This is a genomic window from Acaryochloris marina S15 (assembly GCF_018336915.1).
Lineage (GTDB): Bacteria > Cyanobacteriota > Cyanobacteriia > Thermosynechococcales > Thermosynechococcaceae > Acaryochloris > Acaryochloris marina_A.
Window position 1 is genome coordinate 4,696,472 of record NZ_CP064923.1, and the last position, 21,874, is coordinate 4,718,345.

The window sequence follows — 21,874 nt, forward strand, 5'->3', positions numbered from 1 at the left end:
TAGCCCAACCTATAGATCTATGAAAACCTCAGGTCGTCAAAGCTATTTTTATCAACAAATTTATCAGTTAGTACGCAAAATTCCCTCAGGGAAAGTCGCCACCTATGGCCAAATTGCGGAATTATTAGGCAAGCCCCGTCATGCCCGCCAGATTGGTTATGCCCTGTATCGAGTGGCACCGGATTCAGATATTCCTTGGCAGCGGGTCGTAAATGCTCAGGGTATGATTTCTCATTCTCCCCAACGCCAGGGAAGCGATGACCTGCAACGCATTTTGCTGGAGCAAGAAGGCGTCACCTTCAATAGCCAAGACAAACTGGATCTGCGCTGCTATCGGTGGCAGCCGAACGTACTAGAGTGAGCCTCTGGGGTCCAAGACATCTCGCAGCGTGTCACCTAAGAGATTAAAGGACAGCACCGTCAAGATAATCAAAACGGCAGGAGGCCACACCAACCAGGGCTGCAAAATCAAGATAGAGGCATTGGTCGATAAAGATAGTAAGTTGCCCCAAGAGGGATCAGGCTGCTCAATTCCTAGACCAATTAGGCTCAACACTGATTCCGCCACGATAAAACTAGGAATGGCTAGGGTCGCGGAAATAATCACATAGGTAGCCGTTTGGGGGAGGACATGGCGGGTAATGATATACAGCGGCTTCGCTCCCATCACCTTGGCAGCCTGGATAAACTCCTGCTCCTTAATCGACAAGACCTGACCTCGAATAACTCGGGCCAGTCCTGCCCAACCCACAAACGAAGTAATTAAAACAATCAGCAAGAAGCGCTCACTACTGGATAATCCTGGCGGCAAAATAGCAGCCAGCGCCACCAGTAAATACAGTCCAGGAATGGTCATCAAGACTTCCGCGAAGCGCATCAAGATGGCATCCACCCATCCCCCGAAATACCCAGAGATGCCCCCCACTAGCATCCCCAAGGGCAGGGAAATAGCAACGCCCACCAAACCAATGCTGAGACTAATACGCCCCCCAAAGAGGAGGCGGCTCAATTGGTCACGGGCCTGATCATCAGTCCCCAAGACATTGAGGTAGCCAGGGCCAGTAGTGCCAAACAAGTGACGATTAAAGGCAAAACCTGGGAAGACGGTGACCTGATCAATTTTGGGGTCAGACCAGGAAAATTGAGTGGGCAAGGGCAGCTTCAGTTGCAGAAACTGATAATCCCAGCCTTTGACAAAAAGGCGAAGGGGAGACGGTTGAGTCCGATCGACTTGTAAATCACGGATGCCGGTCTGCCAGGCTTTGGATTCCTTATTGCGCCAGTCAATAGGTTCGAGGGTGGTGGGATAGACATGGGGGCCAATCCATTGGCCATCGTCATTGTTCCAATAAATCTGGGTGGGCGGTAATAAGGCTCCATTTACTTGGGGCTGGCAGGCTCCAGTATTAATGGTTTCCGTGTCGCAGGGGGCATAGGGGGCAACAAAGTCTGCGCCGATCACTAGTACATAGAAGGTAATCAGAATCGCAGCCCCAAATCGAGCCAACTTTTTCTGGCGAAGCTGTTGCCACCAACTCATAATGTCCCGTCCTTAGGGCTGAAGACCTCCACATTGTAGGCCGTTGCTTAGGATAAAGAGTGATTTAAGTGGCCAAACTAGATGAATAGAGTTTTGGGTTATTCAGCCACACTGGATCTAATTGATGCCATACTCACCCTCTTTAGGTGGATGTCCAATAGCAGAATTAACTGGGGCTGGGCTTTTCTTATTGCATTGTGACCATGCTCAGTTCCTCTGCTAATGCTAGAGTCTCTGCTACATACTCAGAGTAGTAAGTATTTCTATTCCGTTGATCAAATTGTTCTGCTAATGCGATCGCATGTTGGTTGAACCAAGCTTGTAACCCATCCAGGTCATAACACCCGTCTACTTGCCACAAGGCAAAATCTTGAGGTAACCGAGCTTTAATAGAGCGACGCCCCGCACAGATCAATTGTTGGGTTAGGAGGTGGCAAGCCGCATAAAAATGTAGCTGGTTCAGAGGAATGGAACTCTTAAGCGCCATGGGTAGATGGCGCTCTAGCAGTGTCACTGCTCGCTCTAAATTACCGATCACGGATAAGTAGATAATGTGAATGCCATGTTCCTTCACAAAGTTGGGATTCTGGGCAATGCGCTGATACCCCAGGCGATGGAACTCTTGAGCCTCCGCTAACTTGTTCAGACGCAGGGCAGGAAGAAGCAGCACCGCATAGGTCAAATGTGGAACTTCAGCACAACGCTTTCCACCAGACAGTATCGGTTCTGCATATTCAAAGGCATCTTCTAGACGACCAAGATGAGTGAGCACGATGACTGACTCGTTAATATCACAGGCATGGCAATCCGACACGGTATCACGAGCTTGGAGCGGCCACTCCTGGTAGGCTAGTGCAGCTTCAGACAAATGTCCCATTACGGCATACCCCGCTGCTTTTCGTTGATAGTAAACACGTGAGCTGTAGCCCGCTGCCTGAAAGCGTCTTCCCAAGTCTTCCAATAGCTCATCAAACTGTGCCAGGCTAATACCAGGACACTCACTACAGGCTGCAACTATCCACTTATACATCCACAATAGATGACGCAAATCAAAGCGATTGGGATTGGCATCTGCTTGAGCTAGACACCAGGCAAATGCGGGGATAGATAAGTCTGGCCGACCGCGAAAAGCACTGCAGCTGATTAGTTCTTCACGGGCTGCGTACCCTCGGTCTAGATCATTGATCTGATCTGCTAGGGCAATGGCCTGTTTTGCCAGAGAAATTTTTAGAGACCCTTTGGGTTGGTTGGTACATTCATAGAGCAGCTCATCAATCTGTTCAGTCATACTCATAGCTATTGCATTCCATTAAGACTGGCTAAATTCAAACTCATATCAATGAGACCCAGCAGCCCTTTATTCATTAGCTTGATTTCTCGGTGACCTAAAGGATACTGACCTAATAGCAAAGCTTGAACATAGAGCATCTGCACAACCCGCTCTTGCAGCGCTCGGTCTGGCAAGTCCACCATACGCAGAAACGTTTCATTGTCGAAGTTAAAACAGAGTCGGGAGTGGGCTTGGAATTCAATGCCTTGGGCAATTCCATCTAGCACATTGGAAAATAAGTCATTGCTAATATCCTTAGTACGACTAATCGATCGCAAAGTTTCTGCGGCTTCATTTTGTAAATAGATAGCCGGAAGATCGACCGGTTTAAAGCGACGTGCTTCAGTTTGGACGCCAAACGGTTGCAACACGACATCGGCTAAGCGCAAAAAGTCATGAACGCGATCTCGCTCTGTGAGGGACAGTTCTTCAAATGCTTCGCTCAACTCAGCCGGATCTATGACTTCAAAAGAGATATCCGAGAAAAGAGCCGTGGCCCGGTCTAAGATTTCTGTATCGTGGGTATAGCCCGCATTAATCACCAACATGGACTGGGCTGTAGCAACACTAGCTATCTGGCGAAACCGATCAACCGTGTTCACGAAGCATACGGTTTGTCTATTTTCCCGGATCTCTTGGCCTGTCATCCTACCCAAGGAGGTTTCAAAGGGCAGCCAATTGAAGAAGAGGCGCAATAGATCATCATTCTCAACGGCAAGGGCTTTCAAGGCCGGATAATGCAAGGAGATTAACCGTTGGAGACGTGCTGAATCTGTCTCTGCCAACCCAATCAGATATTGCTTTAAGGCTTGCCCCAAAGCATTTCGAACCTGATCTAGATCTTCATTCTCGTAGAGGTCTTCACGGGATGCGGTGGGACGTAGCGTACGAGCATCGACCACACAGCGGACAAAAAAGGCCCAATCTGGCAGCAGTTTTTTGGATGCTTCTGAAACCAGCATGCCTTTGATATATACGCGATGGCTGGGAGTAGATCCAACCGTGCCACTATTCGCTAGGACATAAGCGACCCCCTCAACGCCTTCAGCAATGGAGGGTAAAGGGATAGCATCGAAAAATTTTTCGCCTAATAACCGTTCGCCATAGGCTAACGTTTCCTGACGCCATTGTTCATCGGTGCAGCCTTTGCGCCAGGGTGGAACATCATTCAAACCAATTGTTTTCTGGTTGGCTGATAACTCCAGCGCCATAGGCAATAGGCCACCATAGTGGCGAACCAATACCTCTAAAGATTTAACGGACAGCAATTCTTGACACCCAGGTCGAGCCACCAAATACACTCGGGTCCCAGGCTTGAGATCTCGTTCCAGAGTGCGAACCTTGTAGGTGCCATCAGGTTTACCGCGCCATTCGACTGGCGGTGCTTCTGGATGACGAGCTGATTTTGTAACAATGGCAATTTCTTCACTGACCATAAAGCAGCTCAATAAGCCAATCCCAAACTGGCCGATAAAGGTGCTTCTTTGCTCAGACAGTTCGCCTCGCTTGGAGCTTTTACCAATCGTAGCTAGGAATTCATGAACTTCGGCCTCGGTCAAACCTACGCCATCATCTTCGACCATGAGGGTGGGTGTACCATCTTCACTATCCACGACTTCAATCAGGACGCGGCCCAAATGGTTAGGCTGAATTAGCCGCCGGGCTTCTATGGCATCAACCGCATTTTGAAGCAGTTCTCGGATATAGACCCGTGGGTCACTATAAAGGTGGTTAGAAAGAAGTTCAATCATGCCCCCCAGATTGACCTGGAAGCAGTGTTCTTGTGCTGCTTGGGAATGAATCATATGAATTGCTTCGATGAGCTAGAGAAATGACGAATGCTGACAATGATGCTTTTTCTGATATGGGTCGAATCCCTTGAAAAAGCCAACTTATCTCAATCAAAGAAAGAAAAAATGCAATATTAGACTTTTCAAACGACAATCCATCTATAGATAAGATTTATCGCTGAATCACAAAGAATTAGTAGCGCAGGCTATAGCCTATAATGCCCCAATAATAGGGAGATACGAACAAAAACTCTCAAGAGAGAATTTTTTCAAGGTAGGCTTTGAGCACAACTCCTTTTCTTTAACAAATTTCCAACCCTCAAAAGCTTTGATTAGTGAAATGATGGTGGATTTTTCTGCCCCATTTTTTTATCAAGGTAGCAGCGATATCCACCATATTGGGGTCAAACGTGCTGATATAGCTTGTTAAACCTTCATCTAAAGGCTGTGAACTGAGTTGAGAAAGGATTATCTCAGAATTGTCTTGCGTAGATAGAGTCTCTAGCAAATAGGCTTGAAAATCAGCGAGGTCTTGCTCTGGCATCATTCCCCTCCTGCTTCCGCAGCGTGAGAAACGTGATTTATGATCTGCCGAATATGGGCAAAGTCTCGTCGAAATTGAAGTTGCTCTTGCTTGGAGTTCAGCGTATTGCCCATACGTTCCAAAATAACGGTTTCGACCTGGGGACACTGTTGAAGGGCCAGTTTTAAGAGTTCAAAGACTGGCTCTGGAACCGCCTGATCATGGGTATCACGTCGAATCGTTGCCGTGCCATGGTGACTCCAGGATCCACCCGACAGGTGAAGTTCTCGTACTCTTTCGAGGGGATAGAGGCTGAAGATTTCTGTGGCTGAGAGCTGAAAGTTGTGCATTTGGCAGTAGAGATTATGCAAATCCAGCAGGAGAAAGCCATCTACGGGGTCTAAGAGCTGATCTAGGAACTCGCCTTGTTGACGGACATCTTGGAGGCCAAAGGCAAAGGCGAGGTTTTCTAAGCCGATGGGCACTTGGGCGATATCTGCGAATTTCTGGATGCGATCGCATCCCAGTTTCAGGGTCTCTGGCAGTAGAGGCATCGGCAACGGCGCACTGCGAGCAAAATTCCGAGTCGCCATCCAGCCAAAATGCTCGGAGATATGCCGATAGGAATAGTCCAGACATTCTGCCTGCAGACAAGCCAACCAGTGTCGCCGATCCAGTTGAGCAGACAGTAGCGAGTAGCTTACCCCATGCCCTAACAGTCCATTTCCCTGGCTAAACTGCCGCAAAACAGAACACAACAGATCGGGCAGTACCACACCCCCCCAACCCATATCAAAGCTCCACTCCACCACGTCTATCTCATCCGCATCAAAGAGAGGCTGAGCCGCCTGCCAAAAGTTAGGCTGAGGCATCAAGGATAGACCAAGCTGAGGCGTCATTAGCCCATGCCGCAAGGGGGACAAGGCTCATGGGGAAGCTGGCGTGGATCAAAGGGGGCGTGGGGTTGCATTCCCGGAGTTAGAGTCTCGGGAACAGGTTCAGCTTCAGTGACTAAAGTGGGCTGAGTGCTGGGTGTTTCAGGTTTTGCCCCTGACACCGCTGGTTCGGGTTCAACAGTGGCAGACTGAAACCACCATTGATTGGCAGCAGGACGCGCCTGAACAGCCAGAGAGACCAAAGAGAGTAAAAATGCCGTCAAACCAGCGGTGACAGAGAACTTTTTCATGGGAGACTGGGCCAAAGTTATTGAGATGACTCCATGCTAAGCAATGAATCAGGCTTGCAGTCCCTGGTTTCAATTTTTGCAACTCATAGGTCTGCCCTCGTGATCAGTCTGGCATCCCATCGAATTCCCTATGGTTCTAGTAATGAAAAGGAATGGTCAACAAAGGTGCAGCCGTCACTAATAAGCCACTCCATGTCCATGAATAGGCAGGGAGAGCCGTCTCACTCGGGGCAAGCAAGGCGTCTATCCGCTCTGATAATCGATGGCCCGTTGCCGTCTGCATGGCAGCACAAATACTCTCCGAAAAGTCTGCAGGAGAGGGATTAACCATCAACAGCAAGGATTCTGCCAACACCAACGGATCGACTTGCTGGGCGGCCCACTGGTCGGCTCGTAATTCTCGAAGCAGCAAGAGTTCTTGCCAAAGTTCTGTGGAATGGGGCAGCCAATCCGTCAGCCGCCGGAGCCATCCCCACCAGAAAAACCAAAACGTATCGCGATACTGTTGATGGGCTTGTTCGTGCACAAGGACTGATGTCAGTTGCTCTGCAGATAGAGTCTGCAATAACCCCTGGGTGATGACTAATTCAGACTGCCAAAAACCCACCTGAGCTGCATAAGGTAAGACATGATCAACCTGGTAGGCCCAATGGCCTTGAATCTGAGTTTGAGGGCAAGCATGAATGCGCTGTAAGCTAGCCCAACCTTCGATGATGAGCCTGAGGTTGAGGCCAACTGCCATACCCACAAAACCAATGGCTAAGCCATAACTCCACCAACCTTCCTGGACCCAAACCATATGGCCTTGAGGTCCCATCCATAACACTGCGATCGCAGTCATTAACAACAACAACGGTGACCATAAAAAGACTAACAAATTACCCTGCCATCGCTTTGCCCAAGTCCACTGATTTCTCTTGGCTTTCAGCCATCGATAGCCATAGGTTCGACAAAGCCAGACCAGGGACAAGGCGCTGAGGATCATGAACAAATGCATTACTGTTCCTCCCTGGCTTTACGAGCGGCCCGTATCTTATCTGCGATCGCTTCTATCTGCTCGATGCTGGCCTGATCAAGGTGATCGGCAAAAGCAGCAACGGTATCAGGATTTCCCACTGCTAAAAACTGCTGAAGCTGGTCATAGGCCCAAAGGGAGTTGGCCTGTTCTCGCGAGACCAGAGGACGCCATACAAAGCTACGGTTTTGCTTATCGCAAGCCAACCAGCCCTTTTTAGTGAGGCGATTGAGGACAGTGGTGACGGAGGTATAGGCCAATTCGCGATCGGGGTTGGCCAAAATCTGATCATGAACCTGTTTGACGGTGGCAGTCCCCAAATCCCAAATCAAATTGAGAATTTCGAATTCTAAGGGACCGAGAGAAAGCTGCTTGGGACGAAAGTCAGGGAGCGATGCCATAGTGCTTGATATAAAAGACCTTATCGGAAATAAAATGGGTGAGAATAACTTCAAACGTCTATGTCGTAAGTCTTTGAGGTCGATTTTTCTCCAAAAATAAAACGCTTTCCCAGTAAGGCTTCCAGCTATTTCCGATAAGGTCTAAAGGTAAAAAAGTCTGACAAGCCAGGTAAACGTATCAATCGTTTGATAATTCTATAGGCATGAAATTTTTTTCAAAAAGCTAGTCTATAGGTTTTTCTACCTCTTCAAGCTGCTTAAGACTTTTCAAAAAAGACAAAGATAATTGAAATGACTTGATTCGAGATTGCCCAATTGAAAAGTAATAAGATTGAATTATCAAAACAACAAAAAGAAGATATGGAATAGCCCTCTGTATTTCTTCAGATTTCATGATATCAATATTAGGGAATCTAAAAACAAAGTAAATTGTAAGTACAATAAAAATTGCCACAAAAATCGATGCTTTTTGTAGCAATTTTTGCCGACTTTTCATGATTTCTATTGACTCTTCAAATCTTACAACAACAATATCTATGCATAAAATTCTTGTGTTTATACTTGATGCATTCGATTCCCATGCAAGAGAAGTCATAGGATTTTGATATTTATGAGTATTGTACATATTTTTCAATCTTTCTTTTATAAGGAAAATATGTTCCTCATAAGTCTCATAAGCTTGAAAGCTATCAACCACCCATCGCAATACCAACAAAAACAGATAAATGGCTGCTAAGGATATTGCAAGCAAGCAAATGAAAGCAAAAAATTTCCTGAATTCCAAAAACGGGTTGGCTAATGCTATAGACAATGAAATAAAAAATATTACAAAATAAGTAATAGACCTCCGCCTGAAGTCTTTTTGGCTTAAATGCATAAATGCCAGTCTTATTTTTTGCATAAATAAATCTATGCAAAAATTTATTTTATTATCCTTTTTATCTTCCTCTTCCTCTTCCTTATATTGGTAAGACTTAAAATCCTTATCAATAAGATCAAATAGTATTTCTAACTCTTCCGTAAACAGAGATTCTTCACAATTCATTCAAAATTATATTACCTATAATACAAGCTTACTTCTTTACTAGATCTATTACATAATTCAGCTAATGATATGTAGAGGATTAAAAATCCAAGTCAGATCGTAGCATTTACATTTATTGAGTAAATAACACATCATGAAACGAATATTGCAAAAAATCTACTAACTATATTGGAGTTGGAATCATTATTCAATGATTCTTATATACAAAATCCTGAGATAAGAATAAGACGAAATTCTACCGTTATTCAAGATTCTCAGAGTCATTGAAAAATTTTAGTCAGAATATATTTAACGACTTGATTATTTGGCATCTTCATGAGACCAATCATCATTAAGATTATGTGGCTAATCGAATTTCATAAATATTACTTGCGATCGTATTGTATATACTGCTGTTCATATTTTACTAGAGTAATTTACGATTATTTTGCAATCACGATACTAGAAAAAACTTGCCGCATCAACTTCCAAGACAATCAGTCCAACACCATATTATCTCAATGGAATATCAACACAGACATTGACTATCACTCTAATCTATTTAATTGCCGTCAAAACCATGTCTACATCTCGAATTAAATTGCTATAGACTTCACTTTCTTTCAGCAGTAGCTTTTCATCAGAGACATGGTTGGGATACCGCTCAACCCAGACTTCACTGGGAGTGTAGGAACAATGCGTCAACTCAAAATCGACATCTAAATACAGTGCTAGCAGGGTAAAAGCTTTTCCACTTTCCTGCCATTCTCGATTGAGCCGTTTCGAGAACATACTCAATCCTACAGGTGTGATCGGACGAACATGGGTTGGGTCATGAAAGAAACGATCACTGCGATGATGGGGCACTGTAATATGCACCGTCGCTTTTGGCTGGCAAACACGGTAGAGTTCCTGGATTATTTTCAAATAAACGTCGGTTTGCTGGCCCAGATGCTCTAAAACATGGTGTAATTCAATTTCAGAAACACTGTTATCCTCCCAAGGATAAGGAAACGTCTCTAGGTCAAAGCGCACATCAGGCGTGCCAAACCGATCAACATTGATATAACCAGCCAACTGTTTAGCACCGCATCCCAGATTGAGTCGCAAATCTGCCATTTTTGAGAATCTCCCTAGGAGAATGACATAGTAAGACTTCTCACACGATACGCGCTACCCAAAAACAAGGTAGTAATGAAGCGACCCATTGCGAAATTGACGCTGCTGCTCTGGCTTGCTAGACTCAAGCCCTATGGAGCTTTTAGTTGACAAAATTAATCCTTGTAGCGCCTGCAGTTGAGCTGTACGAGGCGTTTTGCGAATCCTTCGAGCATTTACCCAACGTTGAAGTCGTTCATAATTATTTTGAGTGGTTGACCGAGTTTGACTGCCTGGTGAGTCCTGCCAACTCCTTCGGCATGATGGATGGCGGCATGGACGCCGCTATCACGAAATTTTTTGGAGTGGATCTGGAATGGAAAGTTAAATCCCAAATCCTAGAAACGTATTTGGGAGAACAGCCCATTGGCACATCCATGATTGTCGAAACTGGGCATCCTCAACATCCTTACCTAGCTCACACCCCAACCATGCGGGTGCCCATGATCATCAAAGGAACAGATATTCCTTACAGCGCCATGTGGGCCATGTTGTTAGCCGTTCGGCAGCATAATCAACAGTCCCATAGACCCATAGAAAGTATTGCCTGTCCTGGTTTGGGAACAGGGATTGGTCGAGTTCCCTATCACGAAGCCGCTCGGCAGATGGCTGTCGCCTATGACCACTTTCTCTATCCACCCAAAATGTTGAATTGCTTCGTTGCAGCATCCCGGCAACTGCAAATTTGGGAAGGTTAAGTATCCCCATTCCCTGAGATATGGTTGCAAGCAGGGCGTAGATGCTCAATACGACAGGTTGTCTTTTGACTTTTCCAGAAAGGGTCGCTCAGGATAGATTGGGCAAATTATTTGCTAGTAAAATTGCAGGTTGGTTTTGACTTGCGATCGCATTTCTATTCTCTGGGGAATCTGGTTATGACTTCTGTTCGAAGATGGGCTTTACTGGCCACTTATATAAGCGTTGGGGTATTGGTGACACCCCGAATCGTGCAATCCCACCATACTCAACCCCAAACCATTTCATCAGCCGATCAGAGCCAAACCCAACATCACCACCACAAACAACTAGAAATTTCTGCCAATCAAGCCACCCCCACCGTTGAGTTAGTCGTTCATCCCGATCAGGTCCAAGGCTGGAATCTAGAACTAAAAGTCACTAATTTCAACTTTGCCCCAGCTCAAGTCAACGCTGCCAGCAAAACTTCTGAAGGCCATGCCCACTTATATATCAATGATAAAAAAGTAACTCGCCTCTACGGCAACTGGTATTACCTCTCTGAGTTACCATCTGGCTCTAACACTCTCAAAGTCACCCTCAACAGTAACGGGCATGAATCCCTCGTCCATCGAGGACAGCCCATCAGCGACACTGAAGTGATTCAGGTTGCGCCCCAGCCTTAAGAAATGCTAGACCTGTTGCTTGTCGCCGTCCTGGGATTTGTAGGCAGCTTTGGCCATTGCGTCGGTATGTGTGGACCATTAGCAGCCAGCTTTGCCTTGACCTCAGGTGAATCCAGAACTTGGCAACAACAGCTGACGTTTCACTTTCTACTCAATCTAGGACGAATTTTGAGCTATGGCCTAATCGGGGCAGCCATTGGTGCCCTCAGTTCTGTCCTGGCTGTGGGTGGAGAACTAGCAGGTATCGATAGTATCCTGCGTCGGAGCATTGCTTTTTTGATGGGTATTTTGTTGATCTGGCTGGGAATTCGGCAAATTCGCCCCGACTGGTTACCTAAATTACCATTGCCACATCCATTACTGAAATTGGGGCTGCATGAGCGTTTCAACCGAGCCATGGTGGGGCTAGCTCATCATCCCCATTGGTGGACTCCTGCTTTGCTAGGCATGGTCTGGGGATTAATTCCCTGTGGCTTTCTGTATGCCGCCCAAATCAAAGCCGCTGCCACAGGGGACTTGTTACTAGGAAGTGCCACGATGCTATGTTTCGGTTTGGGAACGATGCCAACCTTATTAGGCGTCGGTTTTTCTACTGCCGTTCTCAGCCAGGATCGACGTAGCCAACTCTTTCAGGTAGGGGGCTGGCTGATGCTGATCATTGGGTTACTGACCGTCCTCAGAACTGGAGAGATGCAGGACTACAGTAGCCATACCGCCTTGCTGTTATTGATGTTGGCCCTACTGGCCCGTCCCATCCAGCCTGTATGGTCGGCCCCACTGCACTATCGTCGGTTGTTAGGGGTCGGAGCTTTTGTGCTGTCGCTGATCCATGTATTGCGGGTTCTCGACCATTCTTTTCAGTGGTCTCTCACAGCCCTTCCCTTTATGCTGCCCCTCCATCAAGCGGGCCTCTGGGCAGGTATCGTTGCTTTGACCTTGCTCACTCCCTTAGCCACCACCAGTACCAACTGGATGGTTAAACGATTAGGCCCCCATTGGCGACGGCTCCATCTCCTGAGTATCCCGGCTCTCCTCTTAGCAGGCGGCCATACTGTGATGATCGGATCCCATTATTTAGGGGGGCTGGAATGGACAGGCGTACATTTAGGCAGGACCGTTGCGATCTCAACTACAATCCTCCTCGTCTTACTCCTGCGCTGCCGCTGGGTCTGGGCCTTGTTTTCACTAGAGAAATTTTATGGTGCGTCTTCTCCACTGCAGTAGTTTAGCCATCTTAGCGATTGGGTTATGGAGCGGACCAGGACAGGCTCACACCGTCAAAGCCTCCGGATCCGTTGCGGTCACCTTCCACTTAGAACCCGATCACAACCCACGGGCGGGAGAACCTGCCCAAGTCTGGTTTGTCCTCACCCAAAAGGGAGGCCGCACGATTCCTCTCTCCCAATGCGATTGTAAATTTCAGGTCATTTCCGAGGAAAATGGGCAGGCGATTTCTCAACCTCCCTTAACCGCCATCTCCGCAGAGCAATACCAAAATATTCCGGGCGCTGATGTAACTTTTCCCAAACCGGGTGCTTACCAATTAAGCATTCAAGGCCAGCCGCAAACGGGTGACGCATTCCAACCGTTTCAGTTTAGTTTTCCAGTCACAGTCGCCAAGGGAAGCAACCCTCAACCGTCTTCTCCGGCCCAGCCGACAGATCCTCCCCAATCTTCATCGCAATCAGGTCTACCCAAGATTGCATGGCTCAGCATTAGTATTGGCGCAGGACTCAGTCTGTTGATGCTGGTTCTTTGGCTACGCAAAAAACAGTAAATAGCCAATTGAGATCATCCCCCTCCCTGATCCCTCTCGTCATCAAACTGAATCAAGAAAACACTTACCCCTTCTCATAGAGCTTCCACAAAATCTGGGTAAAGAGGAATGATAGCTGCGTGAAGATGACTTGTTGCTCAACTAAAACTCTGCAGCATAGGCTGCATGAATCCCCTCAGCCCTATACGGAAGACTGAATGACTCCGTTGTTATAACCACACCCCTTATGTGCCTGATTTTGGGGTCTCATTCGGGTCAATTTTACAAACGAGTTCATAGACAGAGACTTTAGGCGGCTCTGAGAAATAAGGAGCCATTTGATTGATAATGGCTTTTTGTTCTTCACCCTCATGGGCTTCCATATCTTCTAAGTTGTCCCAGAGAATGACCGATACGCCTTTGTCTGTGCCGGGTTCTTGGAACAGATAGGCTCCTTCAAAGCCATCAGAATAAGTTGAGATCGCTTGTTCATACAGGTGTCGAACCTCTGCAAATTTACCCGGTTTGAACTCACCAATCGCTACTGATGCAAACCGCCGCTTCAAACAATCCTGAAAGTCTGACATTGTTTACTCCTTCCGCCATTTGGGAGAAATTTGGCTAGGGTTTTGGGGTAACAAAACGAACCCCAATCGTTGATCAATCTGCCTGTCCTGGCTGAGGATTGATCCATACCCATAGGGTAGAAGGTGACCTGACCAATACTGGGGAACTTAAACAACATCTAAGGAAGTGCTAGGGATTTAATTGCCCCTAGCCGTTCATATTTATTCATCTTTTTGCTCACAATCATAAACTTTATTTATCTTGAGAAATAAAATATTGCCAGTCGGGAATGCTGAAACTTAGACATCCTCACTGCTTTTAACTCAGAATTGATGAATATCAATCTCTTAGACTCATTTTTGAGCAAAGGACTGCCATTTTTAGACCTATGCCTGATGGGTCAAACATCTTTTCGCGGCATAGATCTAGTCGGGGTTCACTTGGATGGCGTGGTCCTCAAACACCTAGATTTAACAGCCGTAAATTTGCAGGCAGCCAGCCTACAGCGGGCTAATCTCCAACGATCGATTCTGACCTCTGGATGCTTAGACCAGGCGAATATGCGGGAATGTTATCTCTACCGCAGCCACTTAGAAATGGCTTCGTTGCAGCAGACCCATTTACAGCGGGCTAATTTATCTCATGCCTACTTGATGGGGGCCAATCTTCAGGGAGCGAATCTCCACAAAGCTCAATTGATTGGCACAGATCTCCGCGATACCAATCTGATGGATTGTTTATTCCAAGATGCGAACTTAAAGGGTGCTCTCTACAGTGAAGATACTCAATTTAGCCCTTCCTTCAATCCAGTCCTTGCAGGAATGAAGCTATGGACAGCAGAAACACTGGCCAACTCCAGCGAACAAAAAGAGAGAGGGCTGAGAGAGAGGCACTGGGGCTGGCAATGTTCATAATCTTCCATTAGAGTCAGCACCCTGACAGGGGAAAGTTAAGGTTATAATTTCATTAAGAAATGTAACACGCCTATCTCTCCCCCATGTCTAAGTCACCTCATGAAACTGCTGTCGTTGTTATTGGTGCAGGCATTGGCGGCTTAACAGCAGGGGCATTGTTGGCGAAGCGAGGTTATCGTGTCAAAGTCTTTGATCAAGCCTGGGTACCAGGAGGCTGTGCCTCTACTTTTAAACGGCGGGGTTTTACCTTTGATGTGGGGGCAACCCAAGTAGCGGGTTTAGAACCCGGCGGCATCCATCATCGGATCTTTCAGGAATTGGGGGTTGAGATTCCAACCGCCAGCCATTGCGATCCGGCTTGTGCAGTCTTTTTGCCCGGAGAAACTGAACCCATCTCCGTCTGGCGAGACCCAAACCAATGGCAGGCAGAACGGGAAAAACAATTCCCCGGTAGTGATAGGTTTTGGCAGCTCCTAGCAAACCTGTTTCGTTACAACTGGGGGTTTCAATCCCGCGATCCAGTCATTCCTCCCCGTAATCTTTGGGATGGATGGCAGCTTTTACAAGCGGTTCGCCCCGATACCTTACTAACCGTGCCTCATCTATTTACGACGGTGGGTCAACTCCTCCGACTAACGGGCCTAGGCAATCAACGCCGCTTAAAAACCTTTTTAGACCTCCAACTCAAGCTTTATTCCCAGGTCAATGCCGATCAGACCGCTTTACTGTATGCCGCCACGGCGCTAGGGGTATCACAAGCGCCCCAAGGCTTGTTTCATTTGCATGGCAGTATGCAGGTGCTCAGCGATCGCATCGTCGAAGCCCTGAAAAAACATGGGGGTGAACTGCATATGGGCCATAGCGTTGACCAAATCCAGGTGCATAACCAGGAATTTTTAGGTGCATTAATCCGTCAGCAAAAAACAGGTAAGACTTGGACGGAATCGGCGGACCATGTAGTGGCGAATGTGACGGTACAAAATCTCGTTCGCTTACTGGGAGAGGATGCGCCTCGACAATATCAACAGCGAGTCAAAAAACTGCCGCCCTCCTCTGGGGCCTTTGTGATTTATCTCGGGGTAGAGGAAGACGCAATTCCTGCCAATTGCCCGCCCCATCTGCAGTTTCTCTATGACTATGACGGCCCCATTGGCGAAAATAACTCTCTGTTTGTATCGGTGAGCCGATCAGGGGATGGCCGCGCCCCAGAAGGTAAAGCCACCATCATCGCGTCTTCCTTTACGGATCCAACGTTATGGGAAAAGGCGGAGAATTATGAGGGGTTGAAGCAAGCGTATATTGAGGGTGCGATCGCACGCCTGAGTCAATATTTTCACCTCACCCCAGACACTATCATTCACCAGGAGGCAGCGACTCCCAGAACCTTTGCTCACTTTACAGGCCGCAGCCAAGGCATCGTCGGTGGCATCGGTCAGCGCCTGTCTACCTTTGGCCCCTTTGGATTTGCAACTCGAACACCAATCAAGCGGCTATGGCTAGTGGGGGATTCCACTCATCCCGGCGAAGGCACAGCAGGAGTCAGTTATTCTGCCTTGACTGCCGTCAATCAATTGATGGCAATGGACGGTACGCTCTCGGTGCAGTAATCATTGCAGCTCTCTCTGCCTTCGCTCTTATATATGTCAGAGTATAGGGAGCGACGGTAGCCAATATGACCAGCCTACAGAGACCCACCACATCCCATCAACAACTTTACAACGCTGATTTCGCCCAATGGATCACTCAAGCCACCTTGCTATTACAGCAGGGAAAATTTGACGAACTGGACATTGAGAACCTGATTGAAGAGGTGGAAGACTTGGGGAAACGCGATCGGCGTGCACTCTGTAGCAATTTGGAAATTGTGCTGCTTCACTTACTCAAATGGCAATTTCAACCAGAGCAACGATCTGCTAGTTGGCGCGGCTCCATTCGAGAACACCGACGACGAATCGCCCGCATCCTCAAAGAATCTCCTAGTCTGAATGCTTATCTCCAGCAAGAATATGAGGATTGCTATACGGAAGCAAGATTACAAGCCGCTGATGAAACTGGCCTACTTCTAGCCACTTTTCCAACGGAGTGCCCCTATTCAATAGAACAAGCCCTGAATGGGGAGTTTTTACCAGACAAAGACTAGAGCAAGTTCGTTGAGTGGGTCAGTCATTACAGAGCTAACAGAGAATCATGGAGTAAGAGGTCCAATAATCTGTTCTTCGCAACCAACTCAAAAAACCTAGCGTTACTTTTTCGTCTTACTGCTACCTTTCAGCGATCTTTGTCACTTCAAGTAGAGAACGGATCTCAAAGGCGGGGACAGTATCTGATGTATTACGCTTTCCCTGTCGATTGAGCCACACTGAGATAGCTCCAACTCCATTAGCCCCTGCAACATCTGACTCTAAAGAATCGCCAATATGCATCAGTTGTTCAGGTTCACAACCCACTTGTGCACAAGCAGACAGAAATATTTCGGCATGGGGCTTTTTGACGCCAATACCCTGAGACAAAATTACGAAATCAAAATAACCAGACAAGCCACACTGCTCTGGATCGCTATTCCCATTAGAGATCAGACCAATGGCAAAGAGATCCTTGAGAGCATCTAAGCAAGGGATGGCATCAGGATAGAGTTCGACATCTTCAAACCGATGTTTTAGATAGAGCTGGTTCAAGACAGCCGCCAGTGCTGGATCATCCCAATGAATCAACTCCAATGTTCGTTGAAAAGCCTTTAGCCTTATTTGTTCAAGATCAACGGTTGTTCCTTTCAACTCAGCTGCAACTGTATTGCGAATATCGATCATTTTGTCTACAGTCAACTGGGCTGTAGCTCGATCAGGAACGTGACGTCTCAATTCCTGGAGCGTGAGAGCTAGAGAATGATGCATGACTTTCTCAAAATCCCACAAAGTCATATCGCCATCAAAAGAAATGACTTTGATCTTATCTAGGTCGTGTGCAGCCATGGTTCAGTGAGACGATTATCACCTCTAGTGAGTCTAGAGATTGGTAGAAGCTGGTTGTTCCAATAGTTCCAGTAAACCCACCGTACCGACAAAAAACGTGTATAGCCCATAAGGAATTGGGGATTGCTCGCGAGACTTGGCGAATAGACTCGCCACCACCCCTTCAACAGCATGGGCTGTCAGGGCAAATCGTCCAAACCAAAGTAGCCCAATGGGCAGAGGGGGTAACGGACTTCCTGTCTGCAGCGCATATAGCGTCCATATTTCCACGCCAATCGCCGCACAAATCAGGATAGGGGAAAGAACTTTGATGACTGGGTAAAACTTTTTCATAGCTTCTCAGTAGTGGATTATTTACGAAGCTCCTTGACGCCAAAGCATCACGGTTAGCCAGAACAGAAACAATTGAATCCTCAGATCCAACGGGGCATCTACCTCAATCGTGGCTTGTCTCGACGAAAAACTGTCTGGACGAATGCGACCCAAGATCTGACTCTCTTGACGAATTTGGAATTCGCGCCGAAAAGGTGAAACGGCCTGTAAAAATAGTTTTTTAGTCCCAAAGGTTAGCTCAAGTTTTCGTCTCAGAGGATTCGGCTTCCGGGCCCGAGCAACCATTGAATCCTTGCCATCGGTGACTTGTTTCAACATCCATTCTCCAGACAGCATGGGATGCTCAATAGAGTAGCTCGTCTGGGGGAGGACAATTTCACCTTCATCCTTCATCACCTTGAATTCCACCATAGCGGTTCCTTGAGATGTCTCAATTCCATAATTCCAACCCCACATGGAAGCAGGGATACATTGCAGTTGAGTCATCATGTCCATACCCGATGCAAGATCAAACCAATGAGCTGTCCTTGCGGATCCAGCCCTCCAATTATATGAACTGCATCCACACTATTTTCTAATGCCTGATCATGAATGGCGAGAACAGCAATATCCCCTACACAAGCCTGCATTGTTTTGAGTAATGACAAACCTGAGACAATAATGCGATCGCTAATCGCATCAATATCCCAGACAAACTCAGACACCTCCAGAAACTGATACCAGCCATGATTAGGATCTTGGGGATCTAAAAGCGCAAAATCTGCTGAAACCTTAGCTAATTGTCGGGCGGAGTAGCGACGGGGGGCATCTGCCATAATGCGTTGAACAACCTCTGACTGTCTTGCATAAGCTAGTAGAGCTGAGGATAGTTCAGTGTTCTCTGTGGGGCACTGAAAAGTCATCTGAAATCCATCCCCTTCATTCGCGCGATAGGTAATATCAAATCCTTCTGTAATGAGGCGATCAAGCAACGCGGGGAAAGATACCGGTACCCAATCGGTCAGATTTAACAACTCTGGTTCTGAACAGACTGTGGCACTAGTTTCTATAGTTGGGCCATGGTTGCCCACCACTAAAAGGGTGGTTTCCTCTTCAAGATCCGCCACAACCTCCGCTTCAAACCGCTCACAGAAAGCCTGTAAGGTATCCAACGGAGCATCGAATTCACCAACAAAGGCAACCGAAGCCCCCCGCAATGGGATTGACCGATAGGGGAGAGGGGGTTGACTGCCCCCTGCCCCTGACAAAAGTGAATCCTCTGCCGCTTGATAGAAAGGGGAGCGAGTTGGTTTTATCATGGTGAGCAAGAGTGCAATCTGGACGGCCTGCTAACGGTGTGGACTCAGCTCTAACCTGTACTGACCTATCAGCCCACCGATTGACTCACTTCACTGTAGACGACAACCCCAAGATTTTGAAGACAACGGTACCTCAGGCACTATGGCAAATCTGTGTGAAAGGGTTTGTACGCATCCTAATCGGTGCTGACAATCAGAAACAATACGATACCTATGACTGGGAAGCAGGATGTCATGCCCTCCGCAATCCAGACCTAACCTACCCCCAGTACTACCGTATCTCCAACTTTCATGGAGTGGAAGGGGGCTATCTCTGCAAAGAAGCTGCTGTCACCTACGACGCCGTTACCGCCTTTGCCTCTCCCCCCAGTGAAACTCGCCTTCGACAGCAAGTACTGACATCTATTCAGGGTCAGCCTCAACGAATTCTCGATTTAGGCTGTGGGACGGGTTCCATGACCTTGATACTCAAAGCCGCTTACCCCCAAGCTGAAGTCATTGGCTTAGATTTATCACCCTATATGTTGTGTCATGCCCAACACAAAAGCCAAAAGGCTCAGCTCAATATCCACTGGCTCCACGGCTTAGCTGAAACTACAGATCTAGAAGCTCACAGCTTTGATGTGATAACCCTTTGCATGGTGTTCCATGAAATGCCCCCACACATTTCTCGCTTGGTCTTGCAAGAATGTCGCCGATTGCTGCAACCGGGTGGGCAACTAATTATTTTGGACGGCAATCAAAAGCGCCTCCGCCATGCAGACTGGCTAATTCGACTTTTCCGAGAACCCTATTCCACGGTTTATGCCAAAGAGAGCATTCAGGACTGGACGACCGAAGCTGGCTTTGAAAATGTCAGCACCCGATATCTAGGCTGGATTCACCAACTGACTGTGGGGACATGCCCTACTTTTCCAGGTGAGCCAACCCTTAAACCGTTACAAACCACCTCTGTTTAAGGCACTTGCCAAATGCGATTATGATAATCCGCTTCTTTATCCACATTGATAGTGGCATGACCGTGGCTATGATCGTGCCCATGACCATGATCATGGCTGTGGCTATGGGGTTCTTCACCATTGAGCGCTGCGAGCCGGAACTTGCAGAGTTCACAATTCATTTGAACCTGTCCCAACTGGGTTTCCAGTTCGCGCTGGCGCAAGACCTGTACTAGGGCTGGATGCAGACCCATTTCGGGTAGGCAGGTAATCTGAATATCAGAATGGGCTGCTTGTTGCTGAGTCGAGATATCAAAAATCTTTTCTACCAAAGTGCCTGTAAACAAGAAATAGGGCACCACAACAATTCGTTTCGGCTGGTACAGTCGTGCTCGCCGAAATCCTTCTTCTAACCGGGGATGGGTAATGCCAATAAAGCAGGTCTCCACGGTTTGATAGCCACTGCCCTCCCATAGGATCCGAGCCATTTTACTGACATCACTATTGGCATCAGGATCACTGGAGCCCCGGCCGACAAATAGCAGGACAGTCTCTTCGCGGGAAATGCCCTGGGGATTATGCTCGGGAGAGTCCAGGAGTTCTAATCGCTGTTTCCACAGGTCTAGAATTCCAGGCGTAATGCCGAAATGACGACCATAGTGATATTTCAGATTAGGATGGCGCTTGCGAGCCAAGTCTAGTTCATTGGTGACATCGAATTTGTTATGGCGGGCGGCAAATAACAAGATGGGCAGGGCCGACAGTTCGGTATAGCCTTGCTCAACACAGTGATCGACGACTTCTTGAATACTGGGACCCGTTAGTTCTAAGAAGCAGGGGAACACAGGTCGTGATCGATCGAGTTCCTGGTAAAGGGTTGCAAAATCTAGAAAGCATTGTCTGCCACTTTCATTACGAGTGCCATGGCCAATCATTAGTAAGGGCCGCTGAAGAGGTAGTGGTGCCAAGTCATTGGCGGTTGGCAAACTAAGGGGGGCAGGTCTGACCACCAAGTCCGGGGTATAAGCAATAGACATAAAAGACTCCCTGCCTGTGAATTACAAGCTTTAACTGAAGATCCCCCACGAGATGACGAAGCAATCTTATGGGTTTAAGAATAGGTCGTTAACAGAATGGTTTGATCGGACCTGGGCATTTGCCCACTGTCTACCATACAAACTCAACCCTCCAGTCCGGGACAGTCACAGCATTCTTTTAAGATCGCCCAGTAGGATTTAGGTTCCATTGAAAATCTGTTTTGGTCCTTTGGGCTGGCTCTCGTTGAAAACTTCCTGGTAACTCCCATTGGTATATTCGGCAATAACCGTTCTCCAGAATTGCTGACTTGGGATATTGGCTGCTTGTTGAGCAATATGCCATTCTGCCGGGAATCGCTGAAATAGTTGCAAAGCAGCCTGTTTACCAACCCCTAACCGATGATACTTCCGAGCCACAAAAAATTCAGCAATCGCATACTGGTTCACGGCTAATTCTCGAACTAAAGCAAATCCAACTCGTTGTAGACCGAGCCTGATAAAGAAAGGGAAGCGCTCTGATTCAGTCCAATAAGCATCGAAGTAAGGATACTCAGCAAATAGTCCTGACTCATTAATGACATCATCATTAAACTCACTTAAATCGTAGCAATACAACTGCATTAAATTGGCCAGCACCATCCTTTCGGTTATGGGGATGGGAGAAATGCTAACCTCTACACTTTGTAAGTCCACTTTCATCCCCATACACATTGGTTCAAGTCTGGTATTGGCCG

The 21,874-nt window shown here is 47.3% G+C and carries 25 protein-coding genes; 9 read left to right on the forward strand and 16 right to left on the reverse strand.

Going from position 1 to position 21,874, the window contains the following annotated elements; genetic code table 11:
• The first annotated feature begins 19 nt into the window (after nucleotides 1-19).
• On the forward strand, nucleotides 20-361 hold the full coding sequence (locus I1H34_RS21405) for an MGMT family protein (protein ID WP_212662952.1): 342 nt from the start codon (nucleotides 20-22) through the stop codon (nucleotides 359-361).
• Here I1H34_RS21405 and I1H34_RS21410 read toward each other — a convergent pair.
• The 9 genes from I1H34_RS21410 to I1H34_RS21450 form a co-directional block, all read right to left on the reverse strand.
• A complete protein-coding gene (locus I1H34_RS21410) occupies nucleotides 353-1,540 on the reverse strand; it encodes an ABC transporter permease (RefSeq protein ID WP_212662953.1) in 1,188 nt (395 codons plus the stop codon). The two genes, I1H34_RS21405 and I1H34_RS21410, sit on opposite strands and share 9 nt — an antisense overlap.
• A gap of 187 nt (nucleotides 1,541-1,727) precedes the next feature.
• A complete protein-coding gene (locus I1H34_RS21415; RefSeq protein WP_212662954.1) occupies nucleotides 1,728-2,834 on the reverse strand; it encodes a hypothetical protein in 1,107 nt (368 codons plus the stop codon).
• A gap of 2 nt (nucleotides 2,835-2,836) precedes the next feature.
• Entirely contained in the window at nucleotides 2,837-4,675 is a 1,839-nt protein-coding gene (locus I1H34_RS21420; protein WP_212662955.1) for an HSP90 family protein, read from the reverse strand.
• A gap of 528 nt (nucleotides 4,676-5,203) precedes the next feature.
• The gene (locus I1H34_RS21425) at nucleotides 5,204-6,082 is read right to left on the reverse strand and encodes a multinuclear nonheme iron-dependent oxidase (protein ID WP_212662956.1); all 879 of its coding nucleotides are present in this window, start codon (nucleotides 6,080-6,082) and stop codon (nucleotides 5,204-5,206) included.
• Entirely contained in the window at nucleotides 6,082-6,369 is a 288-nt protein-coding gene (locus I1H34_RS21430; RefSeq protein WP_212662957.1) for a hypothetical protein, read from the reverse strand. Before I1H34_RS21430 ends, I1H34_RS21425 begins: the two co-directional genes overlap by 1 nt.
• A 136-nt stretch (nucleotides 6,370-6,505) precedes the next feature.
• On the reverse strand, nucleotides 6,506-7,366 hold the full coding sequence (locus tag I1H34_RS21435) for a M56 family metallopeptidase (protein ID WP_212662958.1): 861 nt from the start codon (nucleotides 7,364-7,366) through the stop codon (nucleotides 6,506-6,508).
• Nucleotides 7,366-7,785: a BlaI/MecI/CopY family transcriptional regulator gene (locus I1H34_RS21440; protein WP_212662959.1), complete on the reverse strand. Its 420-nt coding sequence runs from the start codon at nucleotides 7,783-7,785 to the stop codon at nucleotides 7,366-7,368. Before I1H34_RS21440 ends, I1H34_RS21435 begins: the two co-directional genes overlap by 1 nt.
• A 223-nt stretch (nucleotides 7,786-8,008) precedes the next feature.
• Nucleotides 8,009-8,830 carry a hypothetical protein gene (locus I1H34_RS21445; protein WP_212662960.1) on the reverse strand — a complete coding sequence of 274 codons (822 nt, stop codon included), beginning with the start codon at nucleotides 8,828-8,830 and terminating at the stop codon, nucleotides 8,009-8,011.
• Nucleotides 8,831-9,367: 537 nt separating this feature from the next.
• Nucleotides 9,368-9,928 (reverse strand): class I SAM-dependent methyltransferase, encoded by a 561-nt coding sequence (locus I1H34_RS21450; RefSeq protein WP_212662961.1) that lies wholly within the window; start codon nucleotides 9,926-9,928, stop codon nucleotides 9,368-9,370.
• A 146-nt stretch (nucleotides 9,929-10,074) separates the two neighbouring features.
• Between I1H34_RS21450 and I1H34_RS21455 the strand changes: the two genes are divergently transcribed.
• The 4 genes from I1H34_RS21455 (at nucleotide 10,075) to I1H34_RS21470 (ending at nucleotide 13,105) form a co-directional block, all read left to right on the forward strand.
• Complete coding sequence (locus I1H34_RS21455) at nucleotides 10,075-10,665, forward strand: macro domain-containing protein (RefSeq protein ID WP_212662962.1); 591 nt, start codon at nucleotides 10,075-10,077, stop codon at nucleotides 10,663-10,665.
• A 177-nt stretch (nucleotides 10,666-10,842) separates the two neighbouring features.
• Nucleotides 10,843-11,328 (forward strand): hypothetical protein, encoded by a 486-nt coding sequence (locus I1H34_RS21460; protein ID WP_249369471.1) that lies wholly within the window; start codon nucleotides 10,843-10,845, stop codon nucleotides 11,326-11,328.
• A gap of 3 nt (nucleotides 11,329-11,331) precedes the next feature.
• Complete coding sequence (locus I1H34_RS21465; protein WP_212662963.1) at nucleotides 11,332-12,552, forward strand: urease accessory protein UreH domain-containing protein; 1,221 nt, start codon at nucleotides 11,332-11,334, stop codon at nucleotides 12,550-12,552.
• On the forward strand, nucleotides 12,527-13,105 hold the full coding sequence (locus I1H34_RS21470; protein WP_212662964.1) for a hypothetical protein: 579 nt from the start codon (nucleotides 12,527-12,529) through the stop codon (nucleotides 13,103-13,105). The genes I1H34_RS21465 and I1H34_RS21470 overlap by 26 nt, the downstream gene beginning before the upstream one ends.
• Before the next feature lie 224 nt (nucleotides 13,106-13,329).
• Here I1H34_RS21470 and I1H34_RS21475 read toward each other — a convergent pair whose 3' ends face one another.
• The gene (locus I1H34_RS21475) at nucleotides 13,330-13,671 is read right to left on the reverse strand and encodes an antibiotic biosynthesis monooxygenase family protein (RefSeq protein WP_212662965.1); all 342 of its coding nucleotides are present in this window, start codon (nucleotides 13,669-13,671) and stop codon (nucleotides 13,330-13,332) included.
• A gap of 375 nt (nucleotides 13,672-14,046) precedes the next feature.
• On the opposite strand from I1H34_RS21475, the gene I1H34_RS21480 reads away from it, so the two are divergent.
• The 3 genes from I1H34_RS21480 (at nucleotide 14,047) to I1H34_RS21490 (ending at nucleotide 16,705) form a co-directional block, all read left to right on the forward strand.
• Entirely contained in the window at nucleotides 14,047-14,565 is a 519-nt protein-coding gene (locus tag I1H34_RS21480; protein WP_249369473.1) for a pentapeptide repeat-containing protein, read from the forward strand.
• 83 nt (nucleotides 14,566-14,648) lie between these two features.
• Nucleotides 14,649-16,172, forward strand: coding sequence for a C-3',4' desaturase CrtD (gene crtD, locus I1H34_RS21485; RefSeq protein ID WP_212662966.1), 1,524 nt, complete (start codon nucleotides 14,649-14,651; stop codon nucleotides 16,170-16,172).
• A gap of 65 nt (nucleotides 16,173-16,237) precedes the next feature.
• Nucleotides 16,238-16,705 carry a DUF29 domain-containing protein gene (locus I1H34_RS21490; RefSeq protein WP_212662967.1) on the forward strand — a complete coding sequence of 156 codons (468 nt, stop codon included), beginning with the start codon at nucleotides 16,238-16,240 and terminating at the stop codon, nucleotides 16,703-16,705.
• Between the two features lie 121 nt (nucleotides 16,706-16,826).
• On the opposite strand, the gene I1H34_RS21495 is transcribed toward I1H34_RS21490, so the two are convergent.
• From I1H34_RS21495 to I1H34_RS21510, 4 genes are read right to left on the reverse strand one after another with little or no spacing between them, the layout of a single operon-like run.
• Nucleotides 16,827-17,534 (reverse strand): HAD family hydrolase, encoded by a 708-nt coding sequence (locus I1H34_RS21495; RefSeq protein WP_212662968.1) that lies wholly within the window; start codon nucleotides 17,532-17,534, stop codon nucleotides 16,827-16,829.
• Between the two features lie 33 nt (nucleotides 17,535-17,567).
• Nucleotides 17,568-17,867 carry a hypothetical protein gene (locus I1H34_RS21500; protein WP_212662969.1) on the reverse strand — a complete coding sequence of 100 codons (300 nt, stop codon included), beginning with the start codon at nucleotides 17,865-17,867 and terminating at the stop codon, nucleotides 17,568-17,570.
• Nucleotides 17,868-17,888: 21 nt separating this feature from the next.
• Entirely contained in the window at nucleotides 17,889-18,356 is a 468-nt protein-coding gene (locus I1H34_RS21505; RefSeq protein WP_212662970.1) for a hypothetical protein, read from the reverse strand.
• Nucleotides 18,353-19,165: a hypothetical protein gene (locus I1H34_RS21510; RefSeq protein ID WP_212662971.1), complete on the reverse strand. Its 813-nt coding sequence runs from the start codon at nucleotides 19,163-19,165 to the stop codon at nucleotides 18,353-18,355. Before I1H34_RS21510 ends, I1H34_RS21505 begins: the two co-directional genes overlap by 4 nt.
• Before the next feature lie 38 nt (nucleotides 19,166-19,203).
• Here I1H34_RS21510 and I1H34_RS21515 point away from each other — a divergent pair, with 38 nt between their 5' ends.
• Nucleotides 19,204-20,124: a class I SAM-dependent methyltransferase gene (locus I1H34_RS21515; protein WP_212662972.1), complete on the forward strand. Its 921-nt coding sequence runs from the start codon at nucleotides 19,204-19,206 to the stop codon at nucleotides 20,122-20,124.
• On the opposite strand, the gene I1H34_RS21520 is transcribed toward I1H34_RS21515, so the two are convergent.
• Nucleotides 20,121-21,140, reverse strand: a complete 1,020-nt coding sequence (locus tag I1H34_RS21520) for a sirohydrochlorin chelatase (RefSeq protein WP_212662973.1) — start codon at nucleotides 21,138-21,140, stop codon at nucleotides 20,121-20,123. The genes I1H34_RS21515 and I1H34_RS21520 overlap by 4 nt on opposite strands.
• 198 nt (nucleotides 21,141-21,338) lie before the next feature.
• Entirely contained in the window at nucleotides 21,339-21,833 is a 495-nt protein-coding gene (locus I1H34_RS21525; protein WP_212662974.1) for a GNAT family N-acetyltransferase, read from the reverse strand.
• Between the last annotated feature and the right edge of the window lie 41 nt (nucleotides 21,834-21,874).

What these genes read in the sequence shown, in the direction of transcription:
- I1H34_RS21405 (WP_212662952.1), top strand. Translation starts at nt 20, where the DNA reads ATGAAAACCTCAGGTCGTCAAAGCTATTTTTATCAACAAATTTATCAG.
- I1H34_RS21410 (WP_212662953.1), bottom strand. Translation starts at nt 1,540, where the DNA reads ATGAGTTGGTGGCAACAGCTTCGCCAGAAAAAGTTGGCTCGATTTGGG.
- I1H34_RS21415 (WP_212662954.1), bottom strand. Translation starts at nt 2,834, where the DNA reads ATGAGTATGACTGAACAGATTGATGAGCTGCTCTATGAATGTACCAAC.
- I1H34_RS21420 (WP_212662955.1), bottom strand. Translation starts at nt 4,675, where the DNA reads ATGATTCATTCCCAAGCAGCACAAGAACACTGCTTCCAGGTCAATCTG.
- I1H34_RS21425 (WP_212662956.1), bottom strand. Translation starts at nt 6,082, where the DNA reads ATGACGCCTCAGCTTGGTCTATCCTTGATGCCTCAGCCTAACTTTTGG.
- I1H34_RS21430 (WP_212662957.1), bottom strand. Translation starts at nt 6,369, where the DNA reads ATGAAAAAGTTCTCTGTCACCGCTGGTTTGACGGCATTTTTACTCTCT.
- I1H34_RS21435 (WP_212662958.1), bottom strand. Translation starts at nt 7,366, where the DNA reads ATGCATTTGTTCATGATCCTCAGCGCCTTGTCCCTGGTCTGGCTTTGT.
- I1H34_RS21440 (WP_212662959.1), bottom strand. Translation starts at nt 7,785, where the DNA reads ATGGCATCGCTCCCTGACTTTCGTCCCAAGCAGCTTTCTCTCGGTCCC.
- I1H34_RS21445 (WP_212662960.1), bottom strand. Translation starts at nt 8,830, where the DNA reads ATGAATTGTGAAGAATCTCTGTTTACGGAAGAGTTAGAAATACTATTT.
- I1H34_RS21450 (WP_212662961.1), bottom strand. Translation starts at nt 9,928, where the DNA reads ATGGCAGATTTGCGACTCAATCTGGGATGCGGTGCTAAACAGTTGGCT.
- I1H34_RS21460 (WP_249369471.1), top strand. Translation starts at nt 10,843, where the DNA reads ATGACTTCTGTTCGAAGATGGGCTTTACTGGCCACTTATATAAGCGTT.
- I1H34_RS21465 (WP_212662963.1), top strand. Translation starts at nt 11,332, where the DNA reads ATGCTAGACCTGTTGCTTGTCGCCGTCCTGGGATTTGTAGGCAGCTTT.
- I1H34_RS21470 (WP_212662964.1), top strand. Translation starts at nt 12,527, where the DNA reads ATGGTGCGTCTTCTCCACTGCAGTAGTTTAGCCATCTTAGCGATTGGG.
- I1H34_RS21475 (WP_212662965.1), bottom strand. Translation starts at nt 13,671, where the DNA reads ATGTCAGACTTTCAGGATTGTTTGAAGCGGCGGTTTGCATCAGTAGCG.
- I1H34_RS21480 (WP_249369473.1), top strand. Translation starts at nt 14,047, where the DNA reads ATGGGTCAAACATCTTTTCGCGGCATAGATCTAGTCGGGGTTCACTTG.
- crtD (WP_212662966.1), top strand. Translation starts at nt 14,649, where the DNA reads ATGTCTAAGTCACCTCATGAAACTGCTGTCGTTGTTATTGGTGCAGGC.
- I1H34_RS21490 (WP_212662967.1), top strand. Translation starts at nt 16,238, where the DNA reads ATGACCAGCCTACAGAGACCCACCACATCCCATCAACAACTTTACAAC.
- I1H34_RS21495 (WP_212662968.1), bottom strand. Translation starts at nt 17,534, where the DNA reads ATGGCTGCACACGACCTAGATAAGATCAAAGTCATTTCTTTTGATGGC.
- I1H34_RS21500 (WP_212662969.1), bottom strand. Translation starts at nt 17,867, where the DNA reads ATGAAAAAGTTTTACCCAGTCATCAAAGTTCTTTCCCCTATCCTGATT.
- I1H34_RS21505 (WP_212662970.1), bottom strand. Translation starts at nt 18,356, where the DNA reads ATGATGACTCAACTGCAATGTATCCCTGCTTCCATGTGGGGTTGGAAT.
- I1H34_RS21510 (WP_212662971.1), bottom strand. Translation starts at nt 19,165, where the DNA reads ATGATAAAACCAACTCGCTCCCCTTTCTATCAAGCGGCAGAGGATTCA.
- I1H34_RS21520 (WP_212662973.1), bottom strand. Translation starts at nt 21,140, where the DNA reads ATGTCTATTGCTTATACCCCGGACTTGGTGGTCAGACCTGCCCCCCTT.